General features: G+C 58.4%; 21 protein-coding genes. 7 read left to right on the top strand and 14 right to left on the bottom strand.

Annotated features, from left to right (window positions below):
* Positions 1-5: 5 nt before the first annotated feature.
* Genes ACAM27_RS07955 through cmoB form a run of 4 tightly spaced genes read left to right on the top strand, consistent with a single transcriptional unit; the run spans position 6 to position 3,186 of the window.
* Positions 6-1,025 (top strand): serine/threonine protein kinase, encoded by a 1,020-nt coding sequence (locus ACAM27_RS07955; protein ID WP_011786205.1) that lies wholly within the window; start codon positions 6-8, stop codon positions 1,023-1,025.
* Positions 1,026-1,045: 20 nt separating this feature from the next.
* Positions 1,046-1,426, top strand: coding sequence for a hypothetical protein (locus ACAM27_RS07950; protein ID WP_011786206.1), 381 nt, complete (start codon positions 1,046-1,048; stop codon positions 1,424-1,426).
* Positions 1,419-2,171 carry a carboxy-S-adenosyl-L-methionine synthase CmoA gene (cmoA, locus tag ACAM27_RS07945; protein WP_369612805.1) on the top strand — a complete coding sequence of 251 codons (753 nt, stop codon included), beginning with the start codon at positions 1,419-1,421 and terminating at the stop codon, positions 2,169-2,171. Before ACAM27_RS07950 ends, cmoA begins: the two co-directional genes overlap by 8 nt.
* A gap of 22 nt (positions 2,172-2,193) precedes the next feature.
* Positions 2,194-3,186: a tRNA 5-methoxyuridine(34)/uridine 5-oxyacetic acid(34) synthase CmoB gene (gene cmoB / locus ACAM27_RS07940; RefSeq protein ID WP_011786208.1), complete on the top strand. Its 993-nt coding sequence runs from the start codon at positions 2,194-2,196 to the stop codon at positions 3,184-3,186.
* 76 nt (positions 3,187-3,262) lie between these two features.
* Here the strand turns inward: cmoB and ACAM27_RS07935 are convergent, their stop codons facing one another.
* The 11 genes from ACAM27_RS07935 to ACAM27_RS07885 form a co-directional block, all read right to left on the bottom strand.
* On the bottom strand, positions 3,263-4,558 hold the full coding sequence (locus ACAM27_RS07935; RefSeq protein ID WP_369612804.1) for an adenylosuccinate synthase: 1,296 nt from the start codon (positions 4,556-4,558) through the stop codon (positions 3,263-3,265).
* Positions 4,559-4,631: 73 nt separating this feature from the next.
* On the bottom strand, positions 4,632-5,813 hold the full coding sequence (locus tag ACAM27_RS07930; protein WP_011786210.1) for an ATP phosphoribosyltransferase regulatory subunit: 1,182 nt from the start codon (positions 5,811-5,813) through the stop codon (positions 4,632-4,634).
* Between the two features lie 191 nt (positions 5,814-6,004).
* Positions 6,005-6,880 (bottom strand): protease modulator HflC, encoded by an 876-nt coding sequence (hflC, locus tag ACAM27_RS07925; protein WP_011786211.1) that lies wholly within the window; start codon positions 6,878-6,880, stop codon positions 6,005-6,007.
* 3 nt (positions 6,881-6,883) lie between these two features.
* Complete coding sequence (gene hflK / locus ACAM27_RS07920; protein WP_022991411.1) at positions 6,884-8,068, bottom strand: FtsH protease activity modulator HflK; 1,185 nt, start codon at positions 8,066-8,068, stop codon at positions 6,884-6,886.
* A gap of 78 nt (positions 8,069-8,146) precedes the next feature.
* Positions 8,147-9,445, bottom strand: coding sequence for a ribosome rescue GTPase HflX (gene hflX, locus ACAM27_RS07915; protein ID WP_022991412.1), 1,299 nt, complete (start codon positions 9,443-9,445; stop codon positions 8,147-8,149).
* A gap of 94 nt (positions 9,446-9,539) precedes the next feature.
* Complete coding sequence (hfq, locus tag ACAM27_RS07910; protein ID WP_011786214.1) at positions 9,540-9,791, bottom strand: RNA chaperone Hfq; 252 nt, start codon at positions 9,789-9,791, stop codon at positions 9,540-9,542.
* A gap of 37 nt (positions 9,792-9,828) precedes the next feature.
* Positions 9,829-10,818 carry a tRNA (adenosine(37)-N6)-dimethylallyltransferase MiaA gene (gene miaA, locus ACAM27_RS07905; protein WP_222534497.1) on the bottom strand — a complete coding sequence of 330 codons (990 nt, stop codon included), beginning with the start codon at positions 10,816-10,818 and terminating at the stop codon, positions 9,829-9,831.
* Between the two features lie 57 nt (positions 10,819-10,875).
* Positions 10,876-12,765: a DNA mismatch repair endonuclease MutL gene (mutL, locus tag ACAM27_RS07900; RefSeq protein WP_014422152.1), complete on the bottom strand. Its 1,890-nt coding sequence runs from the start codon at positions 12,763-12,765 to the stop codon at positions 10,876-10,878.
* Between the two features lie 20 nt (positions 12,766-12,785).
* Entirely contained in the window at positions 12,786-14,117 is a 1,332-nt protein-coding gene (locus ACAM27_RS07895) for an N-acetylmuramoyl-L-alanine amidase (RefSeq protein WP_014422153.1), read from the bottom strand.
* The gene (gene tsaE / locus ACAM27_RS07890; RefSeq protein ID WP_199452348.1) at positions 14,114-14,611 is read right to left on the bottom strand and encodes a tRNA (adenosine(37)-N6)-threonylcarbamoyltransferase complex ATPase subunit type 1 TsaE; all 498 of its coding nucleotides are present in this window, start codon (positions 14,609-14,611) and stop codon (positions 14,114-14,116) included. The genes ACAM27_RS07895 and tsaE overlap by 4 nt, the downstream gene beginning before the upstream one ends.
* Positions 14,608-16,170 carry an NAD(P)H-hydrate dehydratase gene (locus ACAM27_RS07885; protein ID WP_222534432.1) on the bottom strand — a complete coding sequence of 521 codons (1,563 nt, stop codon included), beginning with the start codon at positions 16,168-16,170 and terminating at the stop codon, positions 14,608-14,610. Before ACAM27_RS07885 ends, tsaE begins: the two co-directional genes overlap by 4 nt.
* Before the next feature lie 136 nt (positions 16,171-16,306).
* Between ACAM27_RS07885 and queG the strand changes: the two genes are divergently transcribed.
* Positions 16,307-17,395, top strand: coding sequence for a tRNA epoxyqueuosine(34) reductase QueG (gene queG, locus ACAM27_RS07880; protein WP_222534433.1), 1,089 nt, complete (start codon positions 16,307-16,309; stop codon positions 17,393-17,395).
* Here queG and orn read toward each other — a convergent pair.
* Positions 17,390-17,932, bottom strand: a complete 543-nt coding sequence (gene orn / locus ACAM27_RS07875; protein WP_011786221.1) for an oligoribonuclease — start codon at positions 17,930-17,932, stop codon at positions 17,390-17,392. The two genes, queG and orn, sit on opposite strands and share 6 nt — an antisense overlap.
* Positions 17,933-18,037: 105 nt before the next feature.
* Between orn and rsgA the strand changes: the two genes are divergently transcribed.
* On the top strand, positions 18,038-19,093 hold the full coding sequence (rsgA, locus tag ACAM27_RS07870) for a small ribosomal subunit biogenesis GTPase RsgA (protein ID WP_183576505.1): 1,056 nt from the start codon (positions 18,038-18,040) through the stop codon (positions 19,091-19,093).
* Positions 19,094-19,109: 16 nt separating this feature from the next.
* Here rsgA and motB read toward each other — a convergent pair whose 3' ends face one another.
* Both motB and motA read right to left on the bottom strand, forming a co-directional pair.
* Entirely contained in the window at positions 19,110-20,069 is a 960-nt protein-coding gene (motB, locus tag ACAM27_RS07865) for a flagellar motor protein MotB (protein WP_014422157.1), read from the bottom strand.
* 30 nt (positions 20,070-20,099) lie between these two features.
* Positions 20,100-20,951, bottom strand: a complete 852-nt coding sequence (gene motA, locus ACAM27_RS07860) for a flagellar motor stator protein MotA (RefSeq protein WP_011786224.1) — start codon at positions 20,949-20,951, stop codon at positions 20,100-20,102.
* A gap of 195 nt (positions 20,952-21,146) precedes the next feature.
* Between motA and asd the strand changes: the two genes are divergently transcribed.
* Positions 21,147-22,007, top strand: coding sequence for an archaetidylserine decarboxylase (asd, locus tag ACAM27_RS07855; protein ID WP_369612803.1), 861 nt, complete (start codon positions 21,147-21,149; stop codon positions 22,005-22,007).

The raw sequence follows: 22,007 nt of genomic DNA, 5'->3' as shown, positions 1-22,007 counted from the left end.
GCCCTATGCAGACTGAACCTCCGGCGATCACCCCATCCTCGCATCCCTACGATGCCCTCACCCCGGAAGTCATTCTGGATGCCATTGAGGCGCAGGGATTCGAGGTCAACGGCCGGCTGTTTGCCCTGAACAGCTATGAGAACCGCGTCTATCAGGTCGGCATTGAAGACAAGCCACCGGTAATTGCCAAATTCTACCGTCCAGGCCGCTGGCCAGATGCGGCGATTCTGGAAGAACACGAATTTACCCTGTCACTGCAGGAGGCCGGGGTGCCCGTGGTTGCCCCTTTGGTGCTGCCGGGCGGGCATTCCCTCGGCCAGTACGGGGATTTCAGATTCGCGGTATTTCCGCAACGCGGCGGCCAGGCCCCGGATACCAGTGTGACCGACACCCTGTATAGACTGGGCCAGTGGCTGGGGCAGATTCACAACATTGGTGCCTTGAAACCGTTTGAGCACAGACCTGGGTTTGATCTGTTGGCGGGGCTGGAACAGAACAACCAGCTGCTGGTGGAAGGTAACTGGATTCCGGATGATCTCAGACCGGCCTGGAATTCCCTGATTCCGGACCTGATCGCCAACTGCCGTGAACGGATAGCCGAAGCCGGCCCGGTAGACACCTTGCGCATTCACGGTGATTGTCACGCCGGCAACATTCTGTGCCGGGACGAAACCATGCTGTTTGTGGATCTGGACGACTGCCGCACCGGCCCGGCAGTCCAGGACATGTGGCTGCTTCTAAACGGAGACGCCAGTGAGCGGGGCGCCCAGCTTGGCGAATTGCTCGAAGGCTATGAAATGTTCCGGGATTTCAATCGTCGCGAGCGCCACCTGATTGAACCCCTGCGATGCTACAGGCAAGTCGCCCACTGTGCGTGGCTGGCAAGGCGCTGGGAAGATCCGGCCTTCCCGAGATTCTTCCCCTGGTTTTCACAGCCGCGGTTCTGGTCAGACCAGATCCTGTCCTTACGGGAACAGCTGGCCGCACTACAGGAACCGGCTATCAGCGTGCCGGGCCAATTCTGACTTTCTGACACGAGGTACCCATGAGCGATAACGAACGGCGTTTCACAGCCAAAAGCCTGATTGTTACCGGAGTTGCCGCCATCGTCGGCACGGTACTGGTGCTGGAAGCGTCTGGCCGGATTGATCACTCCGACAACAAGGACCACGCTCCGGTGGGTGAATTTACCGCCATTCACGTCAAACCCGGCGAAACCTTCCGTATGTCCCGCAAATCCTCGGAGCTGCACGCCGTTTGTGAGAATGGCTACCTGGCCATTGCTGCCGATGTCGATCCATCTTTCCGGGGCATTCTGGTCGACTACAAAAACCGTGGGGTTCGCTGCGCACGGCCGTCCCCTACCGACAAGGATCTGGCGACACCTCGCCCCGATGAGCGCGAGGCCGGAGCGGGCGATGAGTAATCGCACGCCCCCGGAGCAATTGACCGACCGGTTATTTGCCACTGAGCGCAATCCCGAGGATTTCCGCTTTGACGCGTCCGTCGCCCGGGTGTTTCCGGACATGATCCGCCGCTCTGTACCCGGTTACACCACCATCATCCCGATGATTGAGGTGATCACAGAACAGTACGTTCAGCCGGGCTCACATTGTTACGACCTGGGCTGCTCGCTCGGCGCGTCCACGCTTGCCATGCGCCATGGCATCCCCTACCCGGACTGCACCCTGGTGGGCGTGGATAACTCCGAGGCCATGATTGAGCGCTGCGAGCATTATGTCGCCCTGGATGATCACGACCTGCCGGTAACACTACGCTGCGAGGACATCCTGAGCACCGAGCTGAGCAATGCCTCCGTCACCACTCTGAACTTCACGCTGCAGTTTGTGCCGCCCGAGCAGCGGCTAGCCCTGCTGACCCGCATCAGCGATGCCACCCTGCCCGGCGGCGTGCTGGTTCTGTCCGAGAAGATCCGATTTGAATCCGACGAGGAACAGGACATCCAGACCCGCCTGCACCACGAGTTCAAACGGGCCAACGGTTATTCGGATCTGGAAATCAGCCAGAAGCGTGCCGCCATCGAGAAAGTACTGATCCCGGAAACCCTGGCAGACCACCGGGATCGATTGCAGCGCGCCGGCTTTGACCAGGTACTGGTGTGGTACCAGTGCTTCAACTTTGTCTCGATGCTGGCCATCAAGAACTCCTGACTTATCCACCGAAAGACATACCATGGCACTGTTTGACTGGCACAAGCACTTTGATCCCGTTCTTTCCTACCTGAACGAAACCGGTAACACCCGGTGGACCACAGCCCTGAAAGAACAACTCACTCGACGGTTTGAGGACAACCCCCACGGCGATATGGAACGCTGGCACAACGCACTGCAGTCCTTGCCAGATGTTGCCGATGCCAGGGTCGACCTGAATCGGTCTGCAATCACGTTGACCAGCCCCAGCGGCCTGGATCCAGACGCCATGACCCGCCTTGAGAACGGATTGCGGGGACTGATGCCCTGGCGTAAGGGCCCGTTCGATTTTTTCGGTACCTACATTGACACCGAATGGCGATCAGACTGGAAATGGGACCGGGTAGCGCCGCATCTGGCGGATCTGGCCGGGCGCACCATTCTGGATGTGGGCTGCGGCTCCGGCTACCATTGCTGGCGCATGGCTGGAGCGGGGGCCAGGCAGGTGATCGGCATCGACCCGGGGCTGTTGTTCATGTTTCAGTTCCTGGCAGTCAAAGGGTATCTGGGCCAGGCTCCGGTCGATCTGCTCCCGGTGCGCATGGAAGACCTCCCGGCCGACATGGAATGCTTTGACACCACCTTCTCCATGGGCGTGCTGTATCATCGTCGTTCACCGCTGGACCATCTTTTGGAACTCAAGGGCACGCTGCGTCGCGGCGGCGAACTGGTGCTGGAAACCCTGGTTGTAGACGGCCCGGAGGGCTACAGCCTGATGCCCGAAGACCGTTACGGCCAGATGCGCAACGTCTGGTTCTTGCCGAGCTGCCCGACCCTGCTCCGGTGGCTGGACAGAACCGGGTTCCGCAACGCCCGGGTGGTAGACGTCAGTGAGACCACCACCGATGAGCAGCGCCAGACCGACTGGATGCGTTTCAATTCACTGGCGGACTTTCTGGACCCAGACAATCCCTCGAAAACCATTGAAGGCTACCCGGGCCCCAAGCGGGCGACACTGATCGCAGAAAAGCCCTGACACCCTGCACCAGAAAACCGGCACAAAAAAACCGCCTGGGGCATCCACCACAGGCGGTTTTTATTAGCTTCTGAACTTACTCTCCGAACGGATGCCGCAGAGTAATGGTTTCCACACGATCCGGACCGGTGGAAATAATATCAATCGGCGCCTCAATCTGCTCTTCCAAGAAGCGGATATAGGCCTTGGCGTTCTCCGGCAGCTGATCCACGCTGGTCAGGCCAACCGTGCTCTCGCTCCAGCCCGGCAGCTCCTCATACACCGGCTCGATATCGCTGTAGCTGTCGCAGCCGATGGGGGGACGGGTGATTTCGCCGTTCGGAGTCTTGTAGCCAATACACACCTTCACCGTTTCCAGACCGTCCAGAACGTCCAGCTTGGTCAGGCAGATACCGGACACACTGTTGATCTGGATAGCATGGCGCAGGGCGACCGCATCAAACCAGCCACAACGGCGGGAACGACCGGTGGTAGTGCCCACTTCGTTGCCCTTGACGGCGAGGTGCTTGCCCATGTCGTCAAACAGTTCGGTCGGGAACGGGCCGGAACCTACCCGGGTAGTGTAGGCCTTGGTGATACCCAGCACATAGTCCAGATACAGCGGACCAAAACCGGAGCCGGTAGCGGTGCCGCCAGCGGTGGTATTGGAGGACGTCACGTACGGATAGGTACCCAGGTCGATATCCAGCAACGAGCCCTGAGCGCCTTCGAACAGGATGTGCTCTCCGCGCTTGCGGTAGTCGTGCAAAATATCGGTTACGTCTGCGGCCATGGGCAGGATTTCCTCGCCCATCTGCTTGAGCTCTTCCAGGGCCGCATCGATATCCTCGGCCTCTTCCTTGAAGTACTCGGTGAGAACGAAGTTGTGGTACGACATGATTTCCCGCAGCTTGATCTCGAAATCGGCGGGGTTGCACAGGTCACCCAACCGAACACCCCGGCGGGAAACCTTATCCTCATACGCAGGGCCAATTCCCCGGCCGGTGGTACCAATCTTGTCAATGCCACGGGCACGTTCGCGGGCCTGATCAATACGCACGTGGGTGCGCAGGATAATCGGGCACGCCAGGCTGATTTTCAGGCGGTCACGAACGGCAACACCGTTAGCCTCCAGCTCCCGCACTTCTTTCAGCAGGGCTTCCGGCGAGAGCACCACACCGTTACCGATGAGGCACTGGACATCCTGCCGCAGTATGCCGGACGGAATCAGGTGCAGAGCCGTCTTCTTACCTTCGATCACCAGTGTGTGACCGGCATTATGCCCGCCCTGAAAGCGGACAACGGCAGCCACCTTGTCTGTCAGAAGGTCAACAATCTTGCCCTTGCCTTCATCACCCCACTGGGTGCCCAGCACAACTACGTTTTTACCCATGATTCTCTCTCAATTCAGACGGGCCAGAAGCACACGCCCTGAAGATTTACCCCGGAAATTAAACAAAAACGGCTCAGGCGATGGTTTCTACCACCCATTGGCCATCACGATTCACCAGTTGACGGTCACACCCTCGCTCCGAAGGGTCCGTCTCACGATCATCCGGCAATGCCCGGATCACCGTTTCAGTCATTCTCAGGCCGGAAATCACGCCTTCCAGCCTGGCATCGTTGTCCGCTGGCGCCCATATGGCTCCGGCTTTACGGAACGGGCGTTCGCCCAGCGACACCAGTGCGCGGATATCCAGACTGAACCCGGTGGCAGGCCGCGCGCGACCAAAGTCACTGCCAATAGCGTCATATCGGCCACCTTTCGCCACAGCATCGCCATGGCCCGGCACATAGGCCGCAAAGACCAAACCGGTGTGATAGTTGTATCCGCGCAATTCACAAAAGTCGAAGCCCAGGCTGACTTCCGGAAAATCGCGGTTCAACATGTCCGCCACTCGGGCAAGTTGATCCAGCGCCGCATCAATAGCACCGGAGGCGCCACTGAGAATTTCCCGGGCATCGGCCAGGGATTCTACCCCACCGCTGACCCTGGCCAACTGGCGCAACCTGAAACCGGCAGAGCCCGGCACACACTCACCCAGCAGGCGATCCAGCTCGGGTACGGACTTGCGTGCCATGGCATCAAACACCGCCGCTTCGGTATCACGATCAAATCCGGCGTCAGAAACCAGGCTTTCATAAATCGAAACGTGAGCCAGGTCCAGATGCAGCCTGGGCAAACCGGCCACGCGCAGGGTTTCCAGCATCAGACTGATCACTTCCATATCGGCAGCTTCGGAGCCACTGCCAAACAGCTCACAACCGGCCTGTATCGGTGTCCGTCCGGTCAGCATGTGGCGAGGTCGGGTATGCAGCACATGTCCGGCATAGCAGAGCCGGGTAATGCCGTCCTGGCCCAAGGTATGGGCGTCTATGCGGGCAGCCTGGGGCGTCATATCGGCGCGAACACCCATCATCCGACCGGTCAGCTGATCGGTCAGTTTGAACGTCTGCAGTTCCAGGTCGTGGCCTGTACCGGTAAAGAGGGATTCGAGATATTCAATCAGCGGAGGAATAACCAGCTGGTAGCCCCAGCGCTGGCAGGTATCCATAACATCCCGGCGCAGGGACTCGATCCGCCCGGCCAGCGGCGGCAGAATGTCCTCTACCCCGTCAGGCAGTAACCAGCGATCAGATACAGTCATGAGATTCTGTTGTCCGTTTCTCCCACGCTGGCCATAGGACCAGGGGGTAACTCAGGATTTAGGCGCTCGGGCTCAGAAAACCCGACACAAAACCGCCAGAATTTTACACGGTTGGCAGGCACAAAAAAACCGGAATCCAGGGGTTCAGTAAAAATTCCCCGCAGATTCCGGCTTGGCTGGTGTCAGCCGGCTCAGTTAGCGCCGGCAGGACTCTTCAGGAACTTCATAAAGTCACTGTCGGAATCAATCACCATGATGTCGTCCTTGCTGGAGAAGGTATTCTGGTACGCCTGCAGGCTGCGGTAGAAGCTGTAGAACTCCTCGTTGGCACCGTAGGCCTGAGCGTAAATGGCGGCCGCTTCCCCGTCACCTTCACCGCGTGTGGTTTCGGCTTCTGCAAAGGCGTTGGCCAGGATCACCGTTTGCTGACGGTCGGCATCAGCACGGATACCCTCGGCCAGCTCCTGCCCCCGGGAACGGAATTCCTGGGCCAGCTTCTGGCGCTCCGTGGCCATCCGCCGATAGACGTTCTCGCTCACCTGTCCGGGGAACTCGATGGCTTTCACCCGAATATCCAGGACTTCGATACCAAACTCCTTGATGGAGGTCTCGTTGACCCGATCACGTAGCGTGTGCATCAGCTCGTCCCGCTGACCGGACACCACCTCATGCATGGTACGGATACCGAATTCATCCCGGAGACCGTTGTCCACGCGAGACAGGATCAGGGTCTGCGCACGGAACTCATCGCCACCCGTGGCGCGATAGAACTGATCCACGTTAAGGATCTTCCAGGCAACATAGGAATCCACATCCAGCGGCTTCTTCTCAACCGTCAGGTACTGGCGGGAAGGCAGATCCATCGTCAGCACCCGGATATCAAACTCCCTGATCTGGTCAATAACCGGCACTTTGAAATGCAGGCCAGCCTGAATATTGGTTTCAACCAGCTCCCCGAAGCGAAGTTTCACGCCCCGATGGGTCTCAGGAATGATGTAAACACTGGACAGCACGAGCAGGACAACAATAAGGGCGCCTGCAAGGCCCACTACACCTTTAGGTCCCATAACTTATCTGCTCCTCCGGGTATTGGTGTCCTGGCGGGTGCGCAGCTCCTGCAACACCTGATCGGTCAGGGTCTGGATATCCACCTGTTGGCCACTGCTGCCGGACATCCGGCTGCCAGATGACGAAAGCGAACCCTGCGTCAGACGATCCAGGGGCAGATACATCATGTTGCCGCTGCTCTCGGTATCGACAAGGATTTTGCTGCTGTTACCCAGCACCTGCTCCAGTGCCTGGATATACATGCGCTCACGGGTAACGACCGGGGCCTGCTCATACACGGCCAGCAGCTGGTTAAAGCGTGCAGTTTCACCGCGTGCCCGCTCGATTACTTCCTGCTTGTACGCGTTGGCTTCCTCAATCATGCGCTGTGCCTGACCTCGGGCCTCGGGAACAATCTTGTTGCGGTAGGTTTCCGCTTCTTCCTTCAGACGCTGCTCATCCTCGCGAGCACGCTGAACCTCACGGAACGCGTCCTGTACCGGCGCTGGAGGCTGGGTGCTCTCGACGTTGACCCGGACAATCTCGAGGCCGGTTCCGTAATCTCTCAGGAAGCTTTGCAGGCGCTGCTCAACCCGCACGGCGAGTTCCGCCCGACCTTCAGTCAGTACGTCGTCCAGTGAAGAACTACCGACCTCATGACGCAGGGCACTATCGGTGGCAAAAGCCAGGGCCTGGTTGGAATCCCGTACATTCAGCACGTACGCCCGGGCATCACCCACGCGATACTGGACCTGAAGATCCACGGTCACCAGGTTTTCATCCTGGGTCAGCATCTGGCCAGAGGACTCGGCAGTACGGATGCTGGTAACGCGAACCTTGTTGACGGTGTCAATCAAGGGCACCTTGAAGCGGAGACCCGGCTCCTCGGTACGGTTGTATTCACCGAAGCGCAGCACCACCGCCCGCTCCTGTTCGTCAACCGTATAGAACGACTGGTAGATGACATAGCCCGCGACCAGGATGGCCGCAATGGCCAGAATGGCACCAAAACCACCTGCGCTGCCACCGGAGCTGCTGCCACCTCCAGAATTACCGCCTTTGCCGCCAAGCATGCGATTGAGCTTGTCGAGCCCTTTTTTCAGCGCTTCGTCGAGGTCTGGCGGCCCCTGATCATTGCCGCGACGACCACCACCGGTTCCCCAGGGATCGTTGTCGTTACGGTTTCCACCCGGTTCATTCCAGGCCATAGTTCTCTCCGTTCGTGTTTAATCGAATGGCTGCAAATACTAGGGATTTATCAAGGCCCCGGCAATAGCAGGGGCCGTTCAGACCGGCCGGCTTTCCAACCGGATCACGTCTTCACGCACACCGGCACGGCTCAAAAGCTGCAGCCAGTCCCGGTTCTGCAGCCGGACTTCCAGTACCTGATCGCCGTTGTCGCAATGCTCTTCGCTCAGAACCGAACCGGCCTCGTGCAGCAGCGCTCTGAGCTTGCCATCGGCCGGACCCAGGCGCACAAAGTGGTGCACCACATCCTCTGCCAGACGCTCGACGATGGCGTCAAACAGCAGCTGCAGGCCTTCACCGCTTACGGCCGACACCCAGGCTCGCACCGGCAATCCTTCTTCGTTGCGATCAATGCGGGGCTCAAAACCATCAAGCAGGTCAATCTTGTTGAACACCTGTAGCATCGGAATCTCATCGGCTCCGATTTCGGCCAGCACATTTTCCACCTGCTCGATGTTTTCATCCCGGCGGCTGTCGTGACAGTCGATCACATGCAACAGCAACGTGGCCTGCGTGGTTTCTTCCAGCGTCGCCCGGAAGGCCTCCACCAGCTTGTGCGGCAAATGCCGGATGAAGCCCACGGTGTCGGCCATTACGACCGGCCCGATGTCGGGAAGTTCCAGACGGCGCAGGGTCGGATCCAGGGTCGCGAACAACTGGTCTGCTGCATATACGCTGGAAGTGGTAATTCGGTTGAACAGCGTGGACTTGCCCGCGTTGGTGTAACCCACCAGCGACAACGTGGGTATGTCGGCACGCTTGCGTGCGCGACGGCCCTGATCCCGTTGCTTGCGGACTTTTTCCAGGCGCCGGTGAATGGATTTGATGCGTTCGCGCAGCAGCCGGCGGTCGGTTTCGAGCTGGGTTTCACCCGGCCCCCGCAAGCCGATACCCCCTTTCTGGCGCTCCAGGTGAGTCCAGCCCCGCACCAGCCGGGTAGACATATGCTCCAGCTGCGCAAGCTCTACCTGCAGTTTCCCCTCATGGGTACGAGCCCGCTGCGCAAAGATATCCAGGATCACGCCCGTGCGATCAAGCACCCGGCACTTGAGCTCTCGCTCGATGTTACGCTCCTGGCTCGGGCTCAAGGCATGATTGAACAGCACCACATCGGCCTCGGAGGCAGCCACCGCATCCCGGATTTCCTCAAGCTTGCCTTCTCCCACAAAAAAACGAGGGCTGGGCTGTTTCCGGGTGCCGGTTACCGTAGCAACTGGCTCTACGCCAGCGGAGGTCACCAGTTCCCGGAACTCTCCCGGATCTTCCGTATCGTCATGGGCGGTAAAATCAATGTGAACGAGAACCGCCCGTTCTCCGACATCTGGACGCTCAAACAAGTTTCATCAACTCCATAAACACAAACACCCGCGACCATTCAAGCACATAGGCTGTCCTGGAGCGCGGGTGTGAAAGCGGGAAAAACAGGCGTTATCAGTCTTCTGACTCACCTTCACCTGCCGGGTTCTGCTGCGGTAGCCGGACGTTACGAGCAGGAACCACAGTGGAAATAGCGTGCTTGTAAACCATCTGGCTCACCGTGTTCTTGAGAAGAATCACGAACTGGTCAAAAGACTCAATCTGGCCCTGAAGCTTGATACCATTGACCAGAAAGATGGAAACCGGAATGCGTTCCTTGCGCAATGCATTGAGGTAAGGGTCTTGTAAAGAGTGCCCTTTTGACATGTGTTTTCTCCTGTTTATAAGTAAATGCAGATCGTCATTATTCAACGTTAAATGTGGTGTGAAGCCCGGATTTTTTCAAGGTATCCAGCACCACTTGCGGGTCGGCGGAGTCCAGCCAGTGTACATCTCGCCATTTTCGCAACCAGGTAAGCTGCCGTTTCGCCAACTGACGGGTGGCGGCAACGCCCTTGGCAACAAAGCTGTCGTAATCCTCGTTGCCTGACAGGTAATCCCAGGCCTGTCGATAACCCACGCAACGCATCGAGGGAAGATCGGGGCTGAGATCACCCCGCGCCATCAAGGCACGGACTTCATCAAGGAAGCCTGCTTCCAGCATTGCCAGAAACCGTTTCTGTATCCGCGAATGCAGCACAGAGCGCTCGGCAGGCGCCAGGGCAAACTGAAAAACAGTATACGGCAGGCCAGCGCTTTCGTCTGCCTGCCAGCTGGTAAAATACGTGTAATCCTCAATACCAGACTGCGGATGTTGCCCGGAAGTTCCCGATTCTGACTGCCAGAACGAGGAGATCGGCTTATCTGTAAGCCGGATCACCTCAATGGCCCGCATCAGTCGCTGGCGATTGTTGGGATGAATCAGGCGCGCAGCCTCGGGATCTTTTTCTGCCAACTCCTCATGAAGGGCGCCCCAGCCATCGCGTTCGGCTTCCCGCTCAATTTCTGCCCGCAGCGCCTGATTTGCCGAAGGCAGATTCGACATGCCATGCAGCAACGCCTTGAAGTACATCATGGTGCCACCCACCAGCAACGGGATCCGGCCACGGCCAGATATCTCGCTCATGGCCGCCAACGCATCGCGGCGAAAATCCGCCGCGGAATAGGTGTCCGCCGGATCACAGATATCGATCAATCGATGTGGTGCCAGGGCGAGTTCTTCAGGCGAAGGTTTGGCAGTGCCAATGTCCATGCCACGATAAACCATCGCGGAATCCACACTGATGATTTCACAGGGCAACGTACGGCAGAGCTCAATGGCAAGATCGGTCTTGCCCGACGCAGTCGGCCCCATCAGAAAGATCGTTGGCGGCAATGAACCCTGCTGGGAGCGGTTATCGGGAATCACCGCTTAGCGCCCCCGCAGAAACAGCTTGTCCAGTTCAGACAGGGTGACCAGGGTCCAGGTGGGACGGCCATGGTTGCACTGTCCGCTGCGCTCCGTTGCTTCCATATCGCGAAGCAACGAATTCATTTCTGGAATCGTGAGCTGCCGGTTTGCCCGCACCGACCCATGGCAGGCCATGGTGCCGAGCAATTCATGGGTGACCGCTTCAACGCGATCACTCTGGCCGTGCTCAATCAGATCTGCCAGCACATCGCGCACCAGCTGCTCAGTGTCTGCCCCTCGGAGCAATGCCGGGATCTGCCGCACTGCCAACGTCTCTGGCCCGATACGCTCAATCTGCAGACCAAGGTGCTGCAGCTCTTCACCATGGCTCTCCGCAAGCGCCGCCTCTTTCTGGCTCACAGCCAGTGACAGGGGCACCAGCAAAGGCTGGCTCTTAAGATCCTGTTCGACCAGTGCCCGCTTCATGCGCTCATAAGTAATACGCTCATGGGCGGCATGCATATCCACCACGATCAGGCCGGCACGGCTCTGGGCCAGAATGTAGATTCCGTGCAGCTGGGCAATCGCATAACCCAGTGGCGGCTCTTCCGCATCATCCCTGGGCGGCGTAACCGAAGCTGACGCCGCTGGCATTTCTGCCCGGGCAACGGGTGTTGAAACACCGCCACCCTCATTCAACGACTGGTAAAACGCCATCTGATCACTGGCCCGCCACTCCTGCTGGGGTGACTGCCCGGGCGACGACGGATAAGCCTCAGTGCGCGACTGTGTGGGCCAGGGTCCCGATGTACCCGGGGCACTGAAACCGCCAGCCGAATGCTCGGGTTCAACAACCGCAGACTCACGACCAAAGGATTGGGCCGCCGCCCCACGGAGATGATCGTCCGGGCGTACATCCGCCAGGGCTCGATGCAGAGTCCGGAAAATAAAATCGTGAACCAGCCGGCCGTCGCGGAACCGAACCTCATGCTTGGTTGGGTGAACGTTGACATCCACCGTAGCCGGATCTACCTCCAGGTACAGCACAAATGCAGGGTGACGGTTGTTGTACAGAACGTCCCGGTAGGCCTGGCGAACTGCATGGGCGACCAGTTTGTCCCGGATCACCCGGCCATTCACAAAAAAGTACTGCAGATCTGCCTGACTGCGGGAAAAGGTCGGCAGCGCCACCCAACCCCAAAGGCGCAACCCGGTGGCCTCGGCATCAATAACCACCGCATTGTCGATAAACTGCTGGCCACACAGCGAACCAATCCGACGCTCCTTGTCCAGATCCGTCTCAGCAGGGCGCAGGCTTTGCACCACTCTCTGGTTATGACGCAGGGTAAAACCGGTATCGAATCGACTCAGAGCCTGACGGCGAACACACTCTTCAACGTGGTTGAATTCGGTTTTTTCCGTGCGCAGGAATTTGCGGCGGGCAGGAGTATTGAAGAACAAATCCCTCACTTCAACGGTGGTACCCACGGGATGGGCCGCCGGTGAGATGCGAGCATCCATGTCGCGACCTTCCACCTCAACACGGGCCGCCGCTTCCTGCAACTCGGTACGGGAGGTGAGGGTCAGGCGTGACACGGAGCTGATACTGGCCAATGCCTCACCCCGGAATCCCAGAGAGGCCACGGCCTCAAGATCATCCAGAGTCAGGATTTTGCTGGTGGCATGCCGGCTCAGGGCCAGAGGCAGGTCCGCCTCTTCAATACCGGAGCCGTCGTCACGCACCCGGATAAGTTTTGCCCCACCCTGCTCGATCTCCACATCGACGCGCGAGGCCCCGGCATCCAGGGCATTTTCAACCAGCTCTTTAACAACAGAAGCAGGACGTTCTACCACCTCCCCGGCAGCAATCTGGTTGGCAAGCCGGGGGGACAGTAACTGGATGTGGGGCATATCCGGGGACTACCTCTTGATCAGGATGAGGGGATGCGAATGGTTTGCCCTACCATAACACGATCATCGTTCATCCCGTTAAAGCGCATCAGCTCGCTGACGGTGGTCTGATTCTCCCGGGCAACGCCCGAGAGAGTATCACCTCGCTGTATCCGGTACTGGCTGACGTCGGTGCCACCCCGGTTTTGCTGTTTTTCCCAGGCCAGCAACGTGCCGGGAGGTGGTGTGCGACGAAAATACTGCTCGATGCCATCGAAAATGGCGTTGGCCAGCTTGTTGCGGTACCACTCGGAGGCAAGATTCTTCTCTTCGGTCGGATTCGAGATGAAACCGGCCTCCACCAGAATCGAGGGGATGTCCGGCGACTTCAGAACCACAAATGCCGCCTGCTCCACCCCCTGTTTGTGAAGCTTGGCCACACGGCCCAACCGGCCCAGCACGGAATCTCCAACCCCCAGACTGGCGTTGATACTTGCGGTCATGGAGAGATCCAGCAATACCCCGGCCAGCATGTCATCGCGACCATCCAGAGAGACACCGCCGGCACCACCGATCAAATCTGAACGGTTCTCGCTCTGGGCGAGCCATCGAGCCGTTTCACTGGTGGCACCGCGCTGAGACAGCGCGAAGACGGATGCTCCCCGTGGCTGCGGCGTTCTGAAGGCATCGGCGTGCACCGACACGAACAGATCCGCGTTGTACTTGCGGGCCAGCAAGGTGCGGTTCCGCAAGCCCACGTAATAATCGCCTGTCCGAGTAAGCTTGGCAGTGAACCCTTTCTGCTGGTTGATCAGATCGGCCAGACGCTTTGCCATTCTCAGCACGACATCCTTTTCCCGGGTCCCCCGAGGCCCGATTGCGCCCGGATCTTCGCCGCCATGACCGGCGTCGATAACCACGATAATGTCACGCTTACCGGCAGAATCCTGGGTCACCGTCGGGCTCGTCGCCCGATCGAGACGGCTGCCCTGTTCATCAATCAGATCGACCACCAGACGATGGCCATACTGCTGATTCGGCTCCAGCACAAAGCTGCGAGGCTTGATATCACTTTTCAGATCCAGCACCACCCGCAAATCATTACCATTCCTTGGCGCGCTGCGAATACGCTGAATGGGGCTGCCGGAAAGGTCGACCTTGCTGAAATCCGTGCCGAGAGCAGCATCCTTCAGATCAATAACCAGCCGGGACGGTCCACTCAGAGAGAATACGTTGTGCTCAACCAGACCGGCAGTGTCCAGCACCAGGCGGGTATGATCCGGAGCCGGCCACAAACGCACCCCCTCGACCCGGGTACCGGCCAAAACTGTACTGGCTGAAAGCAACAGCGCCATAATCACCAAGATTTTCATGAATCCGGCCCTATCAGTTCTATTTCATTAAGCAAGGAAGCCCCAAGCTCCGAACGGGCGCGCAATACCACAGAGCGCCCCTGACCTTCCCGTTCAAGATGGATTTCCAGATCCGGATCAGGCAAGACTCCCTGACCACGCTCCGGCCACTCAATAATCCGGATGCTCTGGCTGGCAAAATAATCCCGGATTCCCATGTATTCCAGTTCCTCGGGGTCACCCAGCCGGTACAGATCAAAATGGTACACCGGCGGTTCCAGGTGTTCGTAGGGTTCAACCAGTGTATAGGTCGGGCTCTTGACGGCACCCTCGTGGCCAAGCCCTCTCATAACACCACGGCTCAGGGTCGTCTTGCCCATCCCCAATTCGCCGTCGAGAAAGACAGTGAGGCCTTCCCGGGCATGGCCGGCCAACCGGGCCAGCTCAGCCCCGAGCCTTTCAGTCTCGGCCTCGTCTTCCAGAAACAACCGGCGTTCATTTCCAAAAATACTCATCGATTCCCCCGGCCATTGAAACATTCAGGCCGCTCCGACCTTGCCAGCACCTGCGGTATGGCTGCGATCACATCAGTCGGGAGCAGCCCCATATAGCCTTTATTCTGCCCCGCCTCATCCGCGGCCGCCAGATGTAAAGCCGCTGAAGCCATTACCGCCTGGCGGGCGGACGGAATTTGCCCAAGAAACGCCCCCAGGATGCCCGACAGCACATCGCCCATGCCCCCTGTCGCCATCCCCGGATTACCGCCCGGTATTATGCCGGGCACTCCGCTGCCGGTGGCAACAACCGTACCCGCACCTTTGAGCAGGACAATGCCATGCCACAGCTTCTGTATGCGTGCTGCCGCTCCCATCCTGTCCGCCTCGACTTCCTGAACACTACAGCCCAGCAGCCTGGCCGCTTCTCCCGGGTGAGGCGTCAGCACATGGTTGTCCGCCGGCGCCGGGGCGCGGTCGGCCATGATGTTGAGTGCATCTGCATCCAACACTCTGGGCTTGCCACTGGCAATAACCTGCTGCAGCATTTGCTGTCCCCAGGAGGACTGGCCGATCCCGGGTCCGCAGACCACGACATCGGGTTTATCCAGTAAAGCCGGCAACTCAGACCCGTGGGTTACACCCCTGACCATCAACGACGGACAACGAGCCAGCGCAGCGGTAACGTATTCCGGCCGGGTGGCCAATGACACCAACCCGGCGCCGGCCCTGGAGGCCGCCTCTGCAGCCATGATGCCCGCCCCGCCGAAACCGTGATCTCCCGCCACCACCAGGACATGACCGAACATGCCCTTGTGGGCGTTAGCAGGGCGTTCCGGCAACCAGGACTGGCATCGCGCCCAGGGATAAAGCTCGGCCAAGGGCATTTCCCCGCTCTGCTGACCGGCGTTAATCGCCCCCAGCGCTTCAAACATTACCTGACCACAGACACCCGCGCCTGCGCCGGTGAAAAGGCCAGTCTTGGCGCCGATGAAAGTGACCGTCACATCGGCATGCACCACATCCCCTGTCGCGGCACCGGTTGTGGCATCCAGGCCGGACGGCAAATCCACTGCCAACACAGGCTTTCCGGAATGGTTCAACTGACCAATAACCTTGGCAAAGGGCTCCCTGGGCGCTCCGGTTACTCCGGTACCGAGCATGGCATCTACCACCACCGCAGCGCTATCCATCCGCGCTTGCAAATCGGCATCGGACAGGGCACTGCCTTCAAGAATCTCGACACCATCGGCCCGGGCTTTCTGGCACGCAGACCGGGCGTCGCCCGTGAGCTTTTCCGTCGGCGCCACGGCAACACACGCCACATCAATGCCATGACGCTTAGCGTTGGCGGCCACCAGGTAACCATCACCGCCATTATTGCCAGCTCCGCACAACACAAGCACAGGCTGCGCACCAGGCCAGAATGCCACCAGATGGCGGAACGCCGATCTAGCTGCCGTTTGCATCAATTCGAAGCCATCCACCCCCTGCTGTTCAATCAGATAGCGATCCATCGCCCGCACCGAGTCGGCGGAATAGAGCGCTTCTGGTAGACTGTGCTCGGAAACAGAGGGCATTTGCCGGGAACTCCCAGATACAGAAACCGGTTTAAGAAAATTGGCCAGATACCTGTAAAGCATAGCAAAACAGGAAAAAAGGTCATAACTTAATCAAATTAAATCTTCGCAGGGCCGCACCTGCCAGCAGTCCACTATGGCCGTTACTCCAGAACACCCAGCTTCAGAAACGCTCCATACAGAGCTCGCGGACCTGCCTGCACAGATCCGCCGTTGGGCACGGGAGCTGGGCTTTTCCGATGCCGGGATTACCCAGGCGGAGACGGGGCCTCACGCTGAACGCCTGCAGCGCTGGCTGGCAGCAGGTTACCACGGCCAGATGGCCTACATGGCCGACCATGGCGACAAACGTTACACACCCAACTCCCTGGTACCCGGGACCACCCGGGTCATTTCCGTCCGACTGGATTACCTGCCAGCACCTGACAACCCGAAACAAGTGCTTACTGACCGGGAACGGGCCTACGTTACTCGCTACGCCCTGGGGCGCGACTACCACAAACTGATGCGCAAACGCCTGGCCACGCTGGCAAAATGGATTGACGAGGCTGTCAACGGCTATGACTACCGGGCATTTGTCGACAGCGCGCCGGTACTTGAGCGCGGACTGGCGCAACGGGCCGGACTGGGTTGGATTGGCAAAAACAACATGCTGATTCACCCCAAAGCCGGTTCGTTCTTTTTTCTGGGTGAAATCTTCACCAATGCCCCTCTGCCCCTGGATGCACCGTTCGACAGCCAACACTGCGGCTCTTGCGCTGCCTGCCTGGACGTATGCCCGACCGACGCCTTTGTAGGCCCTCACCTACTGGATGCCCGGCGCTGCATCAGCTATCTCACTATTGAACTGAAAGGACCGATCCCGGAGGAGCTGCGTTCACAAATGGGCAACCGGGTATTCGGCTGCGACGATTGTCAGTTGGTCTGCCCCTGGAACAAGTTCAACAAGCCCACCGACGAGGAAGACTTCAAACCGAGGCATGGTCTGGACAATTCATCCCTGGCGGGGCTGTTCCTGTGGACCGAGCAGGAGTTTCTGAAGCGCACGGAAGGGTCAGCAATACGGCGCACCGGCTATGAAAACTGGCTCAGGAATCTGGCGGTGGGACTGGGCAACGCCCCCAGCACCATTCCGGTGGTGGAGGCACTCAAAGCCCGGGCCGACCACCCGTCGGAACTGGTCCGCGAGCACGTGGCCTGGGCCTTGAAACAGCACGGACTATAGCTTGAAGAAATGATCCCGGTAGTGACGCAGTTCATTGATGGAGTCACGGATATCGTCCAGAGCCAGATGACTGCCCTGTTTCTTGACTCCTTCCAGCACGTCCGGGCGCCAGCGGCGGGCCAGCTCCTTTACCGTTGAGACATCGAGATTGCGGTAGTGGAAGAAGGCTTCCAGTTTGGGCATGTATTTCACCAGAAACCGCCGATCCTGACCAATACTGTTGCCACAGAGCGGGGATTGTCCTGGCTCCAGATGTTTGCCCAGAAACTCGAGGGTTTGCTGCTCGGCCTCTGCCTCGCTGATGGTACTCTCTTTGACCCGTTGGGTCAGACCACTGGCACCATGGGTGCGGGTACACCATTCATCCATCTGCTCCAGCAGGCTGTCGGGTTGATGAATGGCAATCACCGGCCCCTCTGCCACGATATTCAGCTGGGAGTCGGTGATGATGCTGGCCATCTCGATAATGCGTTCTTGCTCGGGATCCAGACCGGTCATTTCCAGGTCAATCCAGATCAGGCGGTCGCCGTTACTCATCTCGCTGTTACCTATGCCGTTTTGTCGGGTGGATGAAGTTCTGTGTATTGTCCACGATTCACGTATGATGTGATACCCAAACGCCGGTTAACCGATTGAACGCAGATGGCAAAACGACGATTGAACAAACGCCAGCAATGGCGCATCGAAAAGATCCAGAAAGAACGGACGGTGAGAGCTGCACGCAAGGAAAAAGCGGTGGAAGAACAAGCCGCCGCCGGTGAGCTTGGTCCTGAGCAGAATGGACTGGTGATTGCTCACTACGGCCAGCAACTGGATATCGAGGCGCTTGAAGGCCCGGAATCCGGGCAGGTGTTCCGCTGTTTCGTCAGAGCCAACATTGACAGCCTGGTGACCGGAGACCGGGTGGTCTGGCGCCCGGGCAAAAGCAAAACCGGCGTGATTGTTGCCCGCTGTGAACGGGAAAACCTGCTGCAGCGCCCGGACAACTTTGGCGCGCTAAAACCGGTGGCCGCCAATATCGACCATATCATTCTGGTAATTGCCCCCGAGCCCGAGCCCCACGACAACCTGATCGATCGTTATCTGGTGGCGTCTGAAAGCTCTGACATTCCGGCGGTAATCCTGCTGAACAAGACAGATCTGATTAACGACGACAACCGGGATCAGATCGAAGCCCTGCTGGCCAGATATCAGGCGCTGGGCTATGAGGTGGCGCGCACTTCAGCCGCAGAAACCGCCGGCACGCCAGCCCCGGAAGTAGAAGCTCTGGTGCGGAATCAGACCAGTGTCTTTGTGGGTCAGTCCGGCGTGGGCAAGTCTTCCATCATTCAGACACTGTTACCGGATGAACTGCTACGGGTGGGCGCGGTCTCCGAGAGTACCGGCAAAGGCGTGCATACCACCACCACGGCAAAACTGTTCCACCTGCCCGGGGGGGGCGATCTGATCGATTCTCCGGGTATCCGGGAGTTCGGTCTCTGGCACATGACGCCGCAGGAAGTGGAATACGGCTTTCGGGAAATCCGGCCGCTGATCGGGCTCTGCAAGTTCCGCAATTGCCGGCACATGGGAGATCCGGGCTGCGCTCTGGACGCAGCAGCCGAGGCTGGCGAGATTTCAGCGGAACGCCTGAAGAGCTTTCATCGCATCCTTCAGGATATGACCGATCAGCAGGCTCGTGGTCTCAAGCTCACCTGAACCCACAGAACCAACGCTACCAATTCAGCTCACCCGGAGCGGGCTCTTCTTTCGGTTGGAACCAGTCGCCACCTTCCAGCTGTTCCAGAGCCTGCTGCTCCTGCTCCTCCGTCGGGCGAGTAAGATCAATCAGCGGCTGATCGGAGCGCCCTGCCCCGGTCTCGATACTGTCGGCGGTCTTTTTGTTCAGAACAATAATGGAAATGCGGCGGTTCACCGGCGCCGTGGGGTTGCTCCTGTCGAACAGCACCGAATCACTCAATCCCACCACCCGGGCGATCTGTTCCAGCCGGACGCCGCCAGCCACCAGCGCTCGACGCGCTGTGTTGGCGCGATCTGCCGACAACTCCCAGTTGGTGTAACCCGGTCGGCCACTAAACGGCGTGGCGTCGGTATGACCTGTGATGCTGAGCTTGTTGTTGACTGACCCCAGGGTCTTGGCCAACTCAAACAGAATGTCCTGAGAGTAGTACTTCAACTCTGCCCGGCCACTGTCGAACATGGGCCGACCGGACCGGTCTACAATCTGAATTCTCAGGCCTTCGTCAGTAATATCGATCAGCAACTGATCCTTGAACTCCTGCAGGGTCTGATTCTGCTCGATCCGTTCCTGCAACTCCTGGAAAAGCTCCTGCATTCGGCGCTGCTCCAGAGTGTCCGCCAGTTCATCCACCACCTCGTCTTCAATTTGAATGGTGCTGGCCTCCTGATCCTGGGTAGATTCCTCAATGACCGAGGCACTGCCCTCAAGGTCTACCGGGTTGGGCGAGCCGCCTTCGGTAAAGCCAACAGGATCCTTGAAGTAGCCTTCGACCGCCCTTTTCTGTTCGGGGCTCGCCGTGGCGGTGAGCCAGAGCACCAGAAAAAACGCCATCATCGCGGTCGCAAAATCGGCAAACGCAACTTTCCAGGAGCCGCCGTGATGCCCGCCGACAACCTTTTTCTTGCGTTTGATGATGATCGGCTGTTCTTCCAAGATACTCTCCGAGGCTAACCAGGCTTTTTGTTACTTTGAGCGAACGTGGTCATTGAGCTCCTGAAATCCCGGTCGCTTTTCAGTAGGGAGTGCCTTGCGCCCAAATTCGATTGCCATTTGGGGAGCCTGTCCTGACACCGTCGCGACAATGGCCGATTTAACACACTCGTAGGCTTTCAGCTCATATTTGGCGGCATGCTCAAGCGCAATCGAGGTTGGCCCGACAAAACCATACCCCATCCAGATGCCGAGAAAGGTACCAACAAGTGCTGCCGCAACGCTCAAGCCGATTTTCTCCGGCCCTTCCGTGAGGAACCCCATGGTGATAACGATCCCGAGCACGGCGGCGACAATACCCAGCCCTGGCAGAGCATCAGCAATCTTGTTGACCGCATGAGCAGGCTCTTCAAGCTCGTGCTGTCGATTTTCGATTTCGTTTTCCATCATGCCTTCCAGCTCATGCGGCGCCATGTTTCCAGAGCTGATGATACGCAGGTAATCGGTGATGAAATCCAACAGGTGTTTGGATTTCATAATCGCCGGATAACGACTGAAGATCTGGCTCGACTCCGGATTATCGATGTCCTCCTCAATGGCCATGACGCCCTGCTTGCGGGACTTGTCGAACACCTCATAGAGCAGACTTAACAAATCCATGTAATAGGATTTATTGAAAGGAGACCCGGTCAGCAACCGGATACACGCCTGAAACACCTCTTTTACCGTGTGTAACGGGTTGGCGATGATAAATGAACCAACGGCCGCTCCGCCGATAATCAGGATTTCTGTCGGCTGCCACAAAACCGCCAGATTGCCGCCGTGCAGAACGTACCCACCAAGAACGCACGCAACAACGACCACAGCTCCAATGATCAATAACATGGTGACTATGTACGCCTTTTGTCTGGTTAACGGCCGGGGCCGGTTACTACCCGAAGCTGGCTCAGCCGGGAACACCCAAAATGTGATCTGATAATAGCAAGCATCAACCGTAACAGCGAAGCTGTGAAACAATTTCTATACACTGCGCCGGGTTTGGTAGACTACCGCGCTTTATGATCGCAAGAGTCTCCCGGAATGCTTGATAAACTGTTTGTTCTTAGCCAATACGTCATACCCCAGCTGGCGGTTTCCCGCCTGGCAGGCCGTCTGGCCGACAGCGAGAGCACTCCAGCCCTGAAAAACCGTGTGATCAAATGGTTTATCGGCCGCTATGGCGTGAACATGAGCGAGGCCGCTGAGCCAGACTTTACCGCCTACCCCACGTTCAACGCGTTTTTTACCCGTGCACTCAAGCCGGGCGCTCGCACCATAGACCCCGCACCGGAAACCCTCACCAGCCCGGTGGACGGCGCCATCAGCCAGATTGGCCAGATCAGCACAGACCGTGTATTCCAGGCCAAGGGACAGTCATTCAGTCTCACTGAATTGCTCGGCGGCGATGACGAACGGGCCGAGCCCTTCCGGGAAGGCGAGTTCGCCACTATTTACCTGTCGCCCAAGGATTACCACCGTATTCACATGCCCATGGCTGGCACCCTGAAAGAAATGGTCTACGTACCCGGGAAGCTGTTCTCAGTCAATCCGGTAACCGCCGAAAATGTGCCGAACCTGTTCGCCCGAAACGAACGGGTGGCTTGCCTGTTCGACACCGAGGCGGGCCCCATGGCTATGGTATTGGTCGGCGCGATGATTGTAGGCAGCGTGGAAACCACCTGGGCCGGCGTGGTAGCCCCCAATTCCGGCAAAGTTATGCAATGGCAGTACCACGGAGACGATGCCGTTAAGTTTGAAAAAGGTCAGGAAATGGGCCGCTTCCGCCTGGGCTCCACCGTGGTACTGGTGATGCCCAAGGGTGCGGTTAAATGGCAGCCGAATCAGGTGGCCGAAAAGACCGTTCAGCTGGGCGAAGCCTTCGGCAAACTAGACGTCGAATAG

This window comes from Marinobacter sp. RI1 (assembly GCF_041155085.1).
Taxonomy (GTDB): domain Bacteria; phylum Pseudomonadota; class Gammaproteobacteria; order Pseudomonadales; family Oleiphilaceae; genus Marinobacter; species Marinobacter nauticus.
This window is presented reverse-complemented; position numbering and strand designations above follow the sequence as displayed.